Source organism: Shewanella sp. Shew256, assembly GCF_002196695.1.
GTDB classification, from domain to species: domain Bacteria; phylum Pseudomonadota; class Gammaproteobacteria; order Enterobacterales; family Shewanellaceae; genus Shewanella; species Shewanella mangrovisoli.
Window position 1 is genome coordinate 417,645 of sequence record NZ_NAJR01000001.1, and the last position, 14,944, is coordinate 432,588.

15 protein-coding genes are annotated in these 14,944 nt (G+C 48.3%); 8 read left to right on the forward strand and 7 right to left on the reverse strand.

All coding sequences use genetic code 11. The features are described from left to right. Position 1: 1 nt before the first annotated feature. The 5 genes from B5P39_RS01785 to B5P39_RS01805 form a co-directional block, all read right to left on the reverse strand. Positions 2 to 2,278, reverse strand: coding sequence for a TonB-dependent receptor (locus tag B5P39_RS01785; RefSeq protein ID WP_088210243.1), 2,277 nt, complete (start codon positions 2,276 to 2,278; stop codon positions 2 to 4). A 57-nt stretch (positions 2,279 to 2,335) separates the two neighbouring features. Continuing rightward, positions 2,336 to 2,584, reverse strand: coding sequence for a hypothetical protein (locus tag B5P39_RS01790; protein WP_254915668.1), 249 nt, complete (start codon positions 2,582 to 2,584; stop codon positions 2,336 to 2,338). Between the two features lie 242 nt (positions 2,585 to 2,826). Continuing rightward, on the reverse strand, positions 2,827 to 3,354 hold the full coding sequence (locus B5P39_RS01795; RefSeq protein WP_088210245.1) for a CbrC family protein: 528 nt from the start codon (positions 3,352 to 3,354) through the stop codon (positions 2,827 to 2,829). A gap of 174 nt (positions 3,355 to 3,528) precedes the next feature. Beyond that, a complete protein-coding gene (locus tag B5P39_RS01800; protein WP_088210246.1) occupies positions 3,529 to 3,951 on the reverse strand; it encodes a VOC family protein in 423 nt (140 codons plus the stop codon). A gap of 180 nt (positions 3,952 to 4,131) precedes the next feature. Further along, entirely contained in the window at positions 4,132 to 5,172 is a 1,041-nt protein-coding gene (locus tag B5P39_RS01805) for an NADP(H)-dependent aldo-keto reductase (RefSeq protein WP_088210247.1), read from the reverse strand. A gap of 465 nt (positions 5,173 to 5,637) precedes the next feature. Here B5P39_RS01805 and B5P39_RS01810 point away from each other — a divergent pair, with 465 nt between their 5' ends. Genes B5P39_RS01810 through nqrF form a run of 6 tightly spaced genes read left to right on the forward strand, consistent with a single transcriptional unit; the run spans position 5,638 to position 11,510 of the window. Further along, complete coding sequence (locus B5P39_RS01810; RefSeq protein WP_088210248.1) at positions 5,638 to 7,008, forward strand: Na(+)-translocating NADH-quinone reductase subunit A; 1,371 nt, start codon at positions 5,638 to 5,640, stop codon at positions 7,006 to 7,008. Further along, positions 7,008 to 8,222 carry an NADH:ubiquinone reductase (Na(+)-transporting) subunit B gene (locus B5P39_RS01815; RefSeq protein ID WP_088210249.1) on the forward strand — a complete coding sequence of 405 codons (1,215 nt, stop codon included), beginning with the start codon at positions 7,008 to 7,010 and terminating at the stop codon, positions 8,220 to 8,222. Before B5P39_RS01810 ends, B5P39_RS01815 begins: the two co-directional genes overlap by 1 nt. Next, positions 8,212 to 9,006: a Na(+)-translocating NADH-quinone reductase subunit C gene (locus B5P39_RS01820; RefSeq protein ID WP_088210250.1), complete on the forward strand. Its 795-nt coding sequence runs from the start codon at positions 8,212 to 8,214 to the stop codon at positions 9,004 to 9,006. The genes B5P39_RS01815 and B5P39_RS01820 overlap by 11 nt, the downstream gene beginning before the upstream one ends. Next, on the forward strand, positions 9,003 to 9,623 hold the full coding sequence (locus B5P39_RS01825) for an NADH:ubiquinone reductase (Na(+)-transporting) subunit D (RefSeq protein WP_011071186.1): 621 nt from the start codon (positions 9,003 to 9,005) through the stop codon (positions 9,621 to 9,623). Before B5P39_RS01820 ends, B5P39_RS01825 begins: the two co-directional genes overlap by 4 nt. A gap of 9 nt (positions 9,624 to 9,632) precedes the next feature. Continuing rightward, positions 9,633 to 10,241, forward strand: a complete 609-nt coding sequence (nqrE, locus tag B5P39_RS01830) for an NADH:ubiquinone reductase (Na(+)-transporting) subunit E (RefSeq protein WP_088210251.1) — start codon at positions 9,633 to 9,635, stop codon at positions 10,239 to 10,241. A 51-nt stretch (positions 10,242 to 10,292) separates the two neighbouring features. Then, positions 10,293 to 11,510: an NADH:ubiquinone reductase (Na(+)-transporting) subunit F gene (nqrF, locus tag B5P39_RS01835; RefSeq protein WP_011718172.1), complete on the forward strand. Its 1,218-nt coding sequence runs from the start codon at positions 10,293 to 10,295 to the stop codon at positions 11,508 to 11,510. Between the two features lie 97 nt (positions 11,511 to 11,607). Here the strand turns inward: nqrF and B5P39_RS01840 are convergent, their stop codons facing one another. Both B5P39_RS01840 and B5P39_RS01845 read right to left on the reverse strand, forming a co-directional pair. After that, positions 11,608 to 11,910, reverse strand: coding sequence for an ankyrin repeat domain-containing protein (locus tag B5P39_RS01840; RefSeq protein ID WP_254915678.1), 303 nt, complete (start codon positions 11,908 to 11,910; stop codon positions 11,608 to 11,610). A 57-nt stretch (positions 11,911 to 11,967) separates the two neighbouring features. Further along, the gene (locus B5P39_RS01845; protein WP_254915669.1) at positions 11,968 to 12,474 is read right to left on the reverse strand and encodes a hypothetical protein; all 507 of its coding nucleotides are present in this window, start codon (positions 12,472 to 12,474) and stop codon (positions 11,968 to 11,970) included. A 652-nt stretch (positions 12,475 to 13,126) separates the two neighbouring features. On the opposite strand from B5P39_RS01845, the gene B5P39_RS01850 reads away from it, so the two are divergent. Further along, entirely contained in the window at positions 13,127 to 13,444 is a 318-nt protein-coding gene (locus B5P39_RS01850; protein ID WP_088210252.1) for a hypothetical protein, read from the forward strand. Positions 13,445 to 13,564: 120 nt separating this feature from the next. Then, the gene (locus tag B5P39_RS01855; RefSeq protein WP_088210253.1) at positions 13,565 to 14,758 is read left to right on the forward strand and encodes a serine hydrolase domain-containing protein; all 1,194 of its coding nucleotides are present in this window, start codon (positions 13,565 to 13,567) and stop codon (positions 14,756 to 14,758) included. Positions 14,759 to 14,944 lie beyond the last annotated feature (186 nt).

The window sequence follows — 14,944 nt, forward strand, 5'->3', positions numbered from 1 at the left end:
GTTAGAAGTTATAGGTGACTCCCAGCATCAGGTTGCGCCCCATTAACGGTGCATAATCCTTGAGTAGGGAAGTATGGGGGCGGGCCTCCTGATTAAGCAGGTTGGTACCTTTGAGATAAACCAAAATATCGCCGCTTGAGGTGTACCAGCGATAGGTGGCGGCCGCATTCACTAGGGCATAGCCTGCGGTTTCGGTCTCATTGTCGGCGGTGTCGGTTTGGCGGGCATAGCCTATGGCGCCTAACTCTGCGTGCCACTGCTGCAGATCGAAGTTTAATGTCGAGCCGACACGCATCGGCGATATTTGCGGTAAGTTACCGCCATCGACGAGTTTGCCGCGGGTGTAGTCGCTAAAGAGCCCGAGTGACCATAGATCATTAAATGGAATCGTTGCCTGCGCCTCTATGGAATAAAGATCCGCATCGCCTTGAGTATATTGATAAACCGGCATATCGCCTTCTTCATCGCTATTGACCAGATCCGAGGCAACCAGTCCAGTATTGCGCTCATAGTAGAAGTTGTTGACTCGGTTATAGGCGAGGCTGAGTGAACCTGTCCATGCACCGTCCAGCTTACGCAGCGTGAGGTCGATATTGTTGGCGATTTCCTTATCGTTACTGCCGCTGTTGGCAACGATTTGGCCATTATCTAGGCTAAATTGCGACCCTAGCTCAAAGCTTTGAGTGGCATCGTGTGGCCCGTAGCTGTAAAGCTCTTCGGCGGTGGCTGAGCGTTCGGCGCGGGTGAGTGACAGCCCTAGGTTGTATGATGGACTAAAGTCCCACACCACGCCTGCCGACAGCGTCACATTATTATCAGTTAAATCATTAGGTTGATACTCTTGTTCACCATTAAGCGTGTCGAGCTGCATGCTCTCGGGCGCGAGGCGGTAATGCTCGAGGCGACCGCCGAGTTCAAAGCGAAAATCCCCCAGCTTACGTTCTTGCACGATAAAGGCGGCGAGAGTGTCCGTTTTACTGTCGGGGGTCAGGGCTTCGTCGCCTTCCACCGCAAAGTCACGGTGCACCGCATGTAATCCCAGAGTACCTTGCCATTCGCCCCAAGGATGATTGTTTAGGCTTAAACGTGCTTCGCTCTGCTTGTTAAAAAAGGTGGTGCCAGCAATGCCATCTTCTTCCTCGGCGTGTTGATAATCGCTATAGGCAGCGTCGAATTTTAACTTACTAAAACCAGCAAAGGGGTCGAGTAGCCCGCTATGTAATTGCCAAGCGGTTTTCTGTAAGTCGATGGTGATATTGGGTGCATCGGCCTCACCACGGCTGGGGATGCCGTAGTTGGATTCGGTGCGAGCGCCGGAGACACTAACAAAACCCGAATCCCCCGTATAACCAACGCCTGCGGCGTAATCATCGAGTTTGAGTTGGCTATTGGCTAAGGTGCCGTGGGTGGTCGGCATATCGGCAATGGCATTACCGGGAATGTCGACATCTTCGGTTTTTCTGTGGGTGCCATCCAGATGCCAGTTGAACTGGCCATTACCGCCGTTGAGTTCGCCATTGTAGGTTTGGCCATGATTGGCACTGTCGTAGCGAGCGCCAAAGTGCCCTGTCACTTCATCGATTGGGGTTTCGCTGTAGCGGCTATCAACCACATTGACGACACCGCCGATGGCGCCATTGCCATAGAGTAGGGTGCCCGGACCGCGAAGAATTTCAATTTGCTGTGCCGAGGCGGCCTCGGAGGTCACGGCATGATCTGCCGATACGGTAGAGGCATCGCCAACCGACAGGCCATTTTCAAGCACTTGTACTCTGGGGCCGCCCATGCCGCGGATAATCGGCCGACTGGCGCCCGCACCAAAGTGAGAGGCCTGTACGCCGGGGAGTTTTTCTAAGGTGTCGCCCAAGGTGGGTTCGGTGTTGAGTTTGAGTTGATCCTCGGTCAATACGCTGATGGGCGTAGTGCTTTCGAGGGCCGAGCGGGCGAGGGGCGAGGCGGTTACCACAATATTTTCCATCGGGGTTTGGCTCAGCGTCACATCTTGAATGAGCATGCCTGTCGTTGAGCTAATCTCTTGATCGCTATGTTTAAAATTCGCATGACTCACGTGTAGGTGCAGGTGACTATTATCGGCAAGCTTGAGTTGATACTGGCCTTGGGCATTCGTGGTCGTGCTGTTACCGCCGTCAACACTGACGCGGGCATTGGCGAGCGCGTTACCTTGTTGATCAGTGACTTGGCCTTGAAGCTCTGCGGCCATAGCCGATGAACACACGCTCGCGACCGCAAGCGCTATTGAAGATAGTGCAAGTTTCATTGTGCCTTTCCTTGTAGATAAGCAAAAAATTAATTTTTAAGTTTTTGAATTTGCTTTCTAAAAGGGAGGGGCGCGCGCATTAACATGGCGGATGTGGGCTAAGTTGGGGGCTTGATAGGCGGCGGTGGCACGATGATCGGCATGTTGCAGATCCAGTGGTAGCACGGGCATAGATGCCGGACTTGCACTGGTATCATGGCCAAAATCGCAGACAATACAATGGGTGTGTTCATGTTCCAGACTGTGTTCGGTGTAATGGGTCAGCGCAAAGCACTGGGTAACCAGTAGCCATACACTGAGCAGCAACCAAGGCCACTTTTTATGAGTCCGAAATTGATGATAAGCCATTATTGTTATTGGTTAAGGTTCAGCCGTTAGTCTTATCGGGAAGCGCGTATCCCTGTTGAAATAAGCTAAAGCCTGCGCCTGCGTCAGGCAACCTGAGTTGCTGATGCAGGCCCATTCGCTTTAGCCTTATCTAATCCACAAACTGACCTTAATTGATTTACATTGACCGAGTCTAGTTAACTTTTAGTTATAAAACTGGTTCAGTGGCAATCTAAGGTAAAAATCGCTTGCTGGCAGTGGCGGCACTTAAACTTGTAAATGGCCGGGTTGCCACCCTTTTGGTAGTTAGATAAGAGTTTTTGCCATAGGTCATGGTTTGGCAGGTATTCGGCTAAAAAGTCTTCTAAAGCTTCGCCTTGCAAGGCTTGTAAATCGGCGAGTTCGGCATCGCCATGAAACTCGCAGGCATCGTTACAATGGGACTGCCAGACTTCCTGTTGCCATGAGGCATACCCCGGCGTTCTTTCCGCCACTTCCTTCACTATGGCGATATCCAGCCCCGCGTCGAGTAGCGGATAATCGTCGACAAAATGGCCATTAAATTTGTCTGCGGCGCTACCATCGGCAACGCACCAAGGGCATATTGCTTCAACATTGTCCCTGCAATACATTCCTGAGCTGCAGATAAATCCCCGTGCTTGGCCGCAGCATTCGCAGGTCGCATCGCTTGAGATCACGGCGCCAGTATCGAGGGGATGAGGGTGATAGGTAAACTGAGGGAAATCCATTTCAACTCCTAAGTGAAGAATAACGCGATTAAATAGCCAAGCGATTATCATCAAGTTGCGTGGTTAATTCAATTGGTTATTCAATTAGATAAGCACTTAGCTGCTACTCGCAGCGTCACTTAGTTAACGCTTCTTCTGTTTTTTACTTGGCTATCGGCTCAGTCTTTTGCACTGTTATTGGCATCTTTTGGCCATGGGATGATTAGGGCTTAATTGCAATAAATCCCAACGGTTGCCATAGAGGTCTTCGAATACGGCAACGGTGCCGTAATCCTGCTCCTGCGGCTCACGAATAAAGCGGATCCCAATGGATTGCATATGGTGATAATCGCGCCAAAAATCATCGGTATTTAAGAACAGAAACACACGGCCGCCGGCTTGATTACCGATAAAGGGTTCTTGCTCCGGCTTAGAAGCCTTGGCTAACAATAAGGCGGTGCCACTAGAATTGGGCGGAGCGACCACGACCCAACGTTTATCTTGCTCGGGTTGATAGCTGTCTTCAATCAATTCGAATTTGAGTTTATTGACATAAAAATCAATCGCCTCATCGTAATCTCTTACGACGAGTGCAATATGGACAATGGCTTGTTTCATCTGGATTTCTCGACTTTTGCTGTCTTATAGACCGCTATTGTAATGGCTATCGCTGCGGTCAGGGTACCGCTGTGATAGGCAATCAATCTGTGGCTCAAGTGAGTGGCACTTTGGCCACTCACTTTAGAGGCTTGTTTAAAAACTCAATTTAACAGCTCATTGTTAGCGCTCTTTTAAGAGCTAAGGACAGGGCAATCTAAATTGATCTGAGAGTGCATTGAGACGGCTGAGTAACTCGGGGGAGAGGCTGACCTTTAAGCTGTCGATATTCTCTTTCAGTTGGTATAAGTCTGTGGCACCAATGATGTTTGAGCCAACAAATTTACGCGAGTTAACAAAGGCTAACGCCATTTGCGCGGGGGAGAGATTAAACTCGCTGGCTAAGTCTACGTAGGCCGCTGTGGCATCGAGTGCTATTTGCGATCCAGTGTAACGGGCGAAGCGTTTAAACAGGGTTAAGCGCGCGCCTTCTGGCCATTGGTTATTGCAATATTTACCGCTTAAGGCTCCAAAGGCCAAGGGCGAGTAGGCCAGCAGTGGAAGCTCTTCGCGGTGGCTGATTTCACTCATGCCCACTTCAAAGCTGCGATTGAGCAGGTTATAGGGGTTTTGCACGGTAACAATGCGTGGCAGGCCGTGTTTTTCCGCCAGTTGCAGGTACTTCATCAGTCCCCAAGGGGTTTCGTTCGATACGCCGATATAGCGCACTTTACCTTGGCGAATGACTTCGGCGAGGGCTTCTAGGGTCTCGAGGATTGGCGTTTGCTGCTCAATCTCTTGCTCGTCGTAAAATAATTCCCCGAAGAAGTTGGTATTGCGGTCTGGCCAATGTACTTGGTAGAGATCGATAGTATCGATTTGCAGGCGTTCGAGTGAGGCATCGACCGCTTGATGGATATTGTTCCAGTCCAGCGCCATATTTTTGCGAATATAGTCACTCTTGCCGCCGGGTGCGGCAATTTTAGTGGCGATCACTAGGTCATCACGGTTGCCTCGGGCCTTAATGTATTGGCCCAAAATGCGCTCGGTTTCCCCTTGGGTTTCCGGCTTAGGCGGCACAGGGTACATTTCCGCAGTGTCAATAAAGTTGATGCCACTGCCGATGGCGTAGTCTAGCTGTGCGAAGGCTTCGGCTTGGGTATTTTGTTCACCCCAAGTCATAGTGCCTAAACAGATTTTGCTCACCTCGAGATTAGAATGCGGTATGCGTCTGTATTCCATCTATTTCTCCTACGGAAACTATCTTAGTCCGAGGCTATCAAGCTTTTGCTGTAAAGCAAAGGTTAATAGGGCGTCAAACATTTTACTGCAGTAAAAATAACCAATGCTTTAAAGCCGGGCGTTGCAGCAGGATTGCGGAGCGCGCAGATTGGATTGCACATGAATTCATCACTGACTCAAGGTTTTGAACCTTTGTGTTAATTCTGGGCTGAAAGGGGAGATTTTTGTCAGTTTTTATCTAGTTAAGTCAAAACTAAATCAGAAATGCAGGAATTATGAATTATTTGTTATAAAACTACATTTGCAACTTTAGGCTGTAATCGATGTGAATCTATGTCACAAAATGGCGCGAATTTACGTATATTACTTACGAAATTGCGGCGGAATGTGACGCCAATATCGGATTATCTGTTAACAAACATCTACCCTAAATTTATCTAAAAATTTTCATGGTTGATATTTGTGATGGCAGATTTTTCAAACCAAGTTATAACGATCAAAAAAGGCCTCGACTTGCCGATTTCGGGTGAGCCTAGGCAGATCATCGAACCCGGTAACAGGCCATCCCAAGTGGCTCTGTTGGGTGAGGAGTATGTTGGCTTAAAACCGACGATGTTGGTGGAAGTCGGCGATAAGGTCAAAAAAGGCCAACCTTTGTTTGAAGATAAAAAAACAAAGGGCGTGCTGTTTACCGCTCCCGCCAGTGGTGAGATTGTTGCAATCCACCGTGGTGAGCGTAGGGTGTTGCAGTCCGTGGTGATCCGCTGCAATGGCTTAGACGCCGATGAGCAGATCCGTTTCGATATTCACACCGATTTACAGGCTCTATCCGCGGATGTGGTTAAAGCGCAACTGGTTAATAGCGGCCTGTGGACTGCGCTGCGTACCCGTCCTTTCTCCCGCGTTCCCGCACTCGATAGCAAACCCGCAGGCATTTTCGTGACGGCGATGGATACCAATCCACTCGCCGCCGATCCTCGGTTGATTATTGCTGAGCAGCGCGATGCCTTTAAGGCGGGCTTAGCGGTACTAAGTCATTTAACCGAAGGCAAGGTTTACCTCTGCCAAGATAAAGGCGAAGCCTTAGTCGGTGCTGATTTGCCTAAGGTTGAAGTGCGCCGTTTTACTGGGGTACATCCTGCCGGATTAGCCGGGACTCACATTCACTTTACCTTACCCGTCAGCATTGAACGTCAGGTGTGGCATATCGGCTATCAAGACGTTATCGCCTACGGCAAGCTGTTCCAAAGCGGTGAGCTTTATACCGACCGCGTGGTGGCGCTGGGTGGCCCGAGTGTGCTTAACCCGCGTTTACTGCGCACTCAGTTAGGTGCTGAGCTGAGCGCCTTAGTGGCCGACGAAGTGAAACCCGGTAACAACCGTGTGGTATCAGGCTCAGTGTTATCAGGCCATACTGCGAGGGGCGTGCATGACTTTTTAGGTCGCTTCCACAATCAAGTATCAGTGCTCGCCGAAGATGCGCAGCACCAAGTATTGCCTTGGGTGCGTGGCGGCTCGGATAAGTTTTCTATCACCCGTGCGGTAACTTCCCGTTTATTTGGCCTGACCAAGTCCTTCGAATTTACCACTCATCAGGGCGGTTCTCACCGCGCCATGATGGCCTTTGGTCAGCTCGATCGCGTTATGCCATTAGATATTTTACCCACTCTGCTAGTGCGTGACTTAGTAGTGCGAGATACCGATGAGGCGCAGGCCTTAGGCGCATTGGAGTTAGATGAAGAAGATTTAGCCCTGTGTACCTTTGTGTGCCCCGGCAAGTATGACTTCGGTAAAGAGTTACGTGCCTGTCTAGATGTTATCGAGAGGGAAGGTTAATGACGACACAACCTAAAAAACCTGATTTACAGGAAGACTACTACGCCACGGGGAAATCGATGAAGGGCTTTGTGCGCTCATTGGTGATCGCCAGTGGTCGCAGCACTAAGGGACAAGTACACGTACGTGACGCCATTGACGTAAAACGTACCATGACCTTAGTGGGCCTTTGTTTATTACCCGCCATTTTATTTGGCTTATATAACGTAGGCTTACAGGCTCAGCTCGCACTAGCAAGCGGCTTAACCACGCCAGATACCTGGAAACTCGCGCTGTTTAATGCCTTAAGCGGTGGCTTAAGTGCCGAGACGGGCGTGATTGGCCTGTTCCTCTATGGCTTAAGTTTTTATCTGCCGATTTACTTAACGGCCTTGCTGACCAGCCTGTTCTGGGAAGTGGTGTTTGCCAAGGTGCGCCGTCAAGAATTGCACGAAGGCTTCTTCGTCACAGCCTTGTTATTTACGCTGATTTTACCCGTTTCGATTCCACTCTGGTTGGTAGTGATGGGGATTAGCTTTGGGGTAGTGATTGCCAAAGAGCTGTTTGGTGGTATGGGATACAACTTCCTTAACCCTGCATTAGCAGGTTTGGCCTTTATCTATTTTGCCTACCCTTCTGAAGTGTCAACCGTTAAGCAACTGGTTGCCGTAGATGGTTTTTCTGGCGCGACAGCCTTAGCACAAGCCGCTGCTGGTAAGTTGCAATTTGCCGATTACGCTTGGTACAGCGCCTTTAGCGATCCGAACTGGTGGAGTAATTTCTTCGGCTTCACCGTAGGCGCGATTGGTGAAACCAGCACGCTCGCCGCGTTGCTCGGTGGGCTATTACTGCTTATCACCCGTTTAGCCGACTGGCGCATCGTGGTGGGTGTGATGTTGGGCATGATTGCCACTGCAACCTTGTTCAATGTTATTGGTTCAAGCACAAACCAAATGATGGCAATGCCTTGGACATGGCACTTAGTCACGGGCGGTTTTGCTATCGCGATGATGTTTATGGCGACCGATCCGGTAACGACCTCTTATACCCGCCAAGGCAAGTTTGCCTACGGCGCGCTGATTGGTTTTATGACAATCCTTATCCGTGTGGCTAACCCCAAAATGCCAGAAGGCGTGATGTTAGCCATCCTGTTCGCGAACCTGTGGGCGCCGCTGTTCGATTATCTGGTGGCCCGTGCCAACATTAAACGGAGAGTAAAACGTCATGGTATTTAAGAAAGATACTGTGGTGGGGACCATGATCTTCACCATCACGCTCTGCCTTTTGTGCTCCTTTATGATCACCGGCACCGCAGGCGTATTGAAAGAGCGTAAGCTCGCAAAAAAACGCGATGAGTTACAACGTTATGTGTTGATGGCGGCCGATGTAAATATTGGCCAAGGCAATGAGTTTAGAGAGATTTTTGCTAAATCCGTTAAGCCATTATTGATTAATCTCGACACAGGCAAAGTGGACTCGGATGCCAATGTACTCGACTTTGACGAGCGCATGGCGGCGATTAACCCAGAAACCTCAAGCGCCCCTAAAAAGGATATCGCCAAAATCAAGACCCGCGCCAACGATGCCCGCGTGTTTAAGGTGTTCGATGACAGCGGCAAGTTATCAAGCGTGGTCGTGCCTTTCTACGGTAAAGGGCTGTGGTCGATGATCTACGGTTACGTGGCCGTCGAGCCTGACTTTAATACCATTAAAGGCATGGTGGTTTACGAGCACGGTGAAACCCCAGGTATCGGCGACTTTGTGACTGACCCACATTGGTTATCCCTGTGGAAGGGTAAACAACTCTTTGATGAAAAAGGCAAGTTTGCGATGCGCCTCGTGAAAGGCGGCGCCAAAGAGGGCGATGTGCACGGTGTTGATGCTGTGAGTGGCGCGACCATGACTGGCCGTGGCGTGCAACGCGCAATGGAGTTTTGGTTTGGCGTCGAGGGTTTCCAAACCTTCTTCAACCAATTAAAAGCATCGGCTGAGCAAGGTGAGTTGGGAGGTGCAAAATGAGCAACAGTTTATCCATGCGGGACATGCTAGCAGGCCCTGTATTTGCCAATAACCCAGTGGCGATGCAAGTGCTGGGCGTATGTTCGGCGCTGGCGGTGAGTAACTCCATGCAGACGGCCGTGGTGATGACACTGGCGGTGACCTTCGTTCTGGTGTTCTCTAACCTTATCATCTCCGCCATTCGCAACTTTATCCCTAACAGTGTGCGGATTATTGCCCAGATGACGGTCATTGCCTCCTTGGTGATTATTGTCGATATGGTGTTGCAGGATGTGGCTTACGAGCTGTCTAAGCAACTCTCTGTATTCGTTGGATTAATTATCACTAACTGTATCATCATGGGCCGCGCAGAAGCCTTTGCGATGAAGTATCCACCTCACTTAGCCGTGGTCGATGCCGTGGGGAACGCGGCGGGTTATGGCTTGGTGCTGATCAGTGTGGCCTTTGTGCGTGAGCTGTTAGGCACAGGCAATCTGTTTGGTCATAGCGTGTTGACTACGGTTGAAAACGGCGGCTGGTACTTACCTAACGAGATGTTTAAGTTGCCACCAAGCGCCTTCTTCCTGATTGGCCTGCTGATCTGGAGCATTAACGTGATCCAGCGTAAACGCGGTTAAGGAGCGGATATGGAACACTATATTAATCTGTTTTTACAGGCCACATTCTTAGACAACATGGCGCTGTCGTTCTTCCTCGGTATGTGTACCTTCTTAGCCGTGTCTAAAAAGGTGTCGACCGCCTTCGGCTTAGGCATTGCGGTTATCGTGGTGATGACCTTAGCCGTTCCGTTAAACCAACTGATCTATGTGAAGGTGTTAGCACCGGGCGCATTGGCTTGGGCGGGTATGCCAGGCATCGACTTAAGTTACCTGCAACTGATCACCTTTATCGGTGTGATTGCGGCCTTAGTGCAAATCCTTGAAATGTTTTTAGATAAATACATTCCAAGCCTGTATGACTCCCTCGGGATCTTCCTGCCACTGCTCACCGTAAACTGTGCGATTTTTGCCGGGGTGATCTTTATGGCTAACCGTGATTACAACTTTGCAGAATCTGCGGTGTTTGCCATGGGCTCGGGCACGGGTTGGGCGCTGGCGATCGTGATGCTGGCAGGGCTGCGTGAGCGGATGAAGTTTCATGCGATTCCCGAAGGCTTACAGGGGATTGGTATCACCTTTATTACCACAGGGTTGATGGCACTTGGCTTTATGTCTTTCTCGGGGATCTCGCTGTAACGCGTGGCTGAGAAAGTGAAACCGCATTCTGTTTAGAAAAAGGGTTATCGAATGGAAATGGCAATAGGCATAGGCATGTTCACCTTAGTGGTGTGCCTACTGGTGATAGTAATCCTTATCGCCAAAAAGAAATTAGTGACTACTGGTGAGATCACTATCGGGATTAACGACGATGCCGAGAAAAGCATTAAAGTTGCCGCAGGCGACAAACTGCTTGGCGCCTTAGCGAGCAAGAATATTTTTATTCCCTCGGCCTGTGGCGGCGGCGGTACTTGCGGCCAGTGCCGGGTGAAAGTTAAATCGGGCGGCGGTGATATTCTGCCGACAGAACAAGGGCATATCACTAAAAAAGAAGCCAAAGAAGGTTGTCGTCTCGCCTGCCAAGTGGCGGTGAAAACCGATATGGAACTTGAGCTAGAGGAAGAAATCTTTGGCGTGAAGAAGTGGCAATGTGAGGTGATCTCAAACGATAACAAGGCCACCTTTATCAAAGAGTTATTGCTAAAACTGCCCGAAGGTGAAGACGTACACTTTAAGGCGGGTGGTTATATCCAAATTGAAGCGCCAGCCCATGTGGTGAAGTATGCCGATTTTGATATTCCGGCTAAGTACCGCGACGATTGGGAAAAATACGGCCTGTTCGACTTAGTCTCCACCGTCAATGAAGACGTGCTGCGCGCCTATTCAATGGCGAACTATCCCGATGAAAAGGGTCGCATTATGCTTAACGTGCGGATTGCGACGCCACCTTCAGCCAATGTGCCACCGGGTAAGATGTCTTCTTATATCTTTAACCTCAAGGCGGGGGATAAGGTGACCATTTCTGGCCCATTCGGTGAGTTCTTTGTGAAGGATACCGATGCGGAAATGGTATTTATCGGCGGTGGTGCGGGCATGGCACCGATGCGCTCACATATTTTCGATCAGCTAAAGAGTAAAAAGACCAAGCGTAAGATGAGCTTCTGGTACGGTGCCCGTTCGACCCGTGAGGTGTTTTACCAACAAGATTTCGATGCATTAGCGGCTGAAAATGACAACTTTGTCTGGCATGTGGCGCTGTCGGAGCCGCTACCTGAGGATAACTGGACGGGTTACACAGGCTTTATCCATAATGTGATTTACGAAAATTACCTTAAACATCATAAGGCACCTGAGGATTGTGAGTACTACATGTGCGGTCCTCCAATTATGAACTCCTCGGTGATCCGTATGCTCGAAAGCCTAGGGGTTGAGCCTGAAAATATCCTGCTCGATGACTTTGGTGATTAAGCGATAAGTGGAATAGAAAATCGCGTTAGGCACAGCTAGTACAGCTGAGTCTAACGCGATTTTTGTTTATCTGGCTTTTAGTTTTAGGTTTTGATATCTAGCTAAAGGATTTACCGCCATGGCGGCTTAAATAGCTCAGCATACGCTGACTCTCAGCGGTATAGCATCCCATGCGAAACTCTCCTTGCCAGTAAGCAATATCGAGCGGACGATACCCCAGCGCATTTGGATGATTCACGTTGGCCCCTGCATCCACAAGTAGTTTGAGCAGTTCAAAAGACTGTAGCTCACAGGCATGCAACAGTGCCGTCATCCCATTCTCGTCAACGCCTTCAAGATCAGCGCCATTGGCAATAATGCGCTTAACCGCAAGTGTATCCTTCGCTTTAACTGCATGGATAAGTTAAGTGCTCATAGGGATATTTAACCTGATCCTGTGAAGCAAATTTAAAGGAGATCAATCAGAAACGCCCAAGTGAATAAATACAACTCCTTTCCTGCCCTCGATAGCAAAATCAACCCATTCCATCTCGTACCATTCATCCGTTATCAATGAAACAGCTAAAACCCTTTTGACCTCTAGCAGCGCATCAAGTTGATCACTTATCTGTTTGATAAATTCGTCTCTAAAGCTTTTTATGGACATTGAAAAGGCGTTATCGACATCCTTAAGAGAAGTAAAAGCTGAGCCGCAACCGGCCTGTGTTGTAGGTAGGAGATAGGAAAAAAGCCAAGTATGAAGTGCTGCGTTGATCTCACTACGCCAGTCTATGACTTCACTAAAGCTAACCGTGGCATCCTTATAAAAAACCTTAAGATAATTTTCCGTTGCAATCTCTAATGGTTTTGATGCATCAATTTTAGTGATTTCAAACGTATAGCCGTGATTCGCTTTATTGTTTACATAGGATAGCCCCGTGAGTATCCCGTTTAACGTACCCAATTTATAGTCAAAGTTATCCATTTCAGTTACTACACGCCTTTAGCCATTGAAAATGGCAACCAATAATTCTATCTGTCATTTTAAATCAACAACATAATCTGCTTTCGGCTTCCCCTCAAGCGAATAGTGATTGAGATTGCTCTAAAGATAGCTGCTGAGTGGCAGCCAAGGTTTATAAATGGGTTTGTCTTTAAAACTCAACCCATACTCTCATTGCTAATTTCAAATGCTCGACCGTGACATCTACTGCATACGGAAATGGAAATGCCGTGATCACCTGGATATGAAAGAGCGGCCATGTTACGAACGGTCGAGGTTATTCATAATTCTGTGTCAGGTTAACTTGAACATGGCTCAATTTTGTTTTTTCGTCGCAAAATTTACCAATGGGTGTCTCAATAAACTCCTTTTGTGCTTAATCCTGCTAACCACTGCGTATCCTGCTAGCTTGAATATGCTTCAAATTGGTCTTCTCGTTGTAAAATTTAACAATGGGTGTCTCAATAGATTTATTACTTGAACCTCAGTCAAAAGATTTAACCTTAGTCAATTCAGCTCAAGTTTCTTTAGTTTACGAGCGGAATTTCGTAAGTTGAATCGTCTTATCTAAGTACTTATGCCTATGGGAATTATTTAATCATGGATGCAACCGTTTGTAGGATAGGAGGTTCGTTTGAAAAGGCTAGCCATAGCATTACTTATCAGTTTCTCCCTTAGTGCATGTTCTTCACTCAATGAAGTTAAATTAGACGCTCAATCGGCACCCAGTTATATCGGCGAAAAAGTCAAAGTCACCACCGTATCGGGTAAACAGGTGGAATTTACCGTCGAAAGAGTGACTGACCAGCAGATTGAGGGAGAGGGAAAAGAAGTCAAAATTGAAGAGATACAAACGTTGGAGGTTGAAGAGTTTAGCCCGATAAAATCGATATCACTCACAGCGGGTTTATATATGTTGGGTGCGGTAATTATTGCCGTTGTGGTTTTATAACGAATTATCAATTGCTTCCTAACTGGCACTCCAAACCTCAAGTCACACTTAAGGTGTGCCTGTGATAAGCTGGCCGCTTTCTAATCTGGCAGTATTTGCTAATTAAGTTAAGGATAACCCATGCGTTTGAGTGTTATCGGTTCCCTGCTATCGGGGTTGTTATTACTCCCAAGTGCCAATAGTGTTGGCGAGCCGTTTGAAACTGCGATTGTGTCGGAAAGCGTGCAAGGCGGTCAGTTAGTTAAGCTTGAAAGCCAAACTGCATCCTCAGAATCTAAGCTCGGGGAGGTTAAGAGTTTAATCCAAGCGGCGATAATGGATTCGCCGCAGCCATTTAGTGGCAGCGTTATTCTGCTTGAAGAGGGGAAACCACTGCTTGAATTACAAAAGGGCGAAGGGATCAATCAAGATTCGCGCTTTGTGATGGCATCGCTCTCTAAACAAATTACCGCAACGCTAGTGTTGCAGGCACTCGATGCGGGGAAACTCGATTTAAATCAAGCGCTAAATCATTACCTTTTTGGCGATCTTGACGCGGAATCTAAGGCGCTAAAAGCCATTGATGCGAATGCCAATGCGGGTGCTTTGAATCCCAACCGTTATGATGAGCGCATTACTTTGCACCAACTGCTGAACCATACATCGGGTGTCGATAAACTGGGTAAGCACAATCGGTTCGTTCCTGGTAACCAGTTTGAATATTCCAATTTGGGTTATTCATTGTTGGGACAAGTACTTGAGAAGGTGAATCATCAATCCTTTACCGAGCAGGTGGTACAATTTGCTGCGCGATACCAACTTAGTGGCCTAAGTGCTGAGCTTGGCAGTATTGAGGCGATTCATGCCAAAGTGCCTAGCTTGGCGGTGGGATTGCAGGAAGGCGAAGTGATTGCGCCTTCTGAGCTGGTGATTGATGAAACGTTATTGCCCGCAGGGGGATTAATTGTCTCGACGGCCACTTATGCCGCCTTTCAGCAGCAATTACATGCTGGCAAGTTGTTGAGCCCTGAAAGTTATCAGATGATGACCACTGCCTATATCGAGCTGCCATTTTTGTGGCCGAATATGCGCTACGGTTATGGGATAAGGATAAATAAGGACAATGACTTAGTCGAATATAGCCATACGGGTTATGTCTCGGGGTATATGTCAATGACGCTGCATTACCCAGGATATAATCTGGACTTAGTCATGCTGGAAAATCTCTCCTTAAACCTTAACGACCGTAACCGGGTATTTGAACTGCATAATCAAATACGTCAAATCATTCGCAGTCAGTTACTACTGACGACATCATCTCTGCATAAGGTTTAAGTTTGTCACTGCGTCGACTCAGTAGACGTTGCGTTTGCGGGAGTAACGCAAACGCAGGGCTGGGTCTGATGTAACCGTTAACGCTAATGACTTCGACAGAATAAGGCTCCACGATTTGTTAATTGAGCCTTATTCTGGTTTCTTTCGTTGAAAGGGGCGCTTTGTATCACCAAAAAGTGGGTCTTA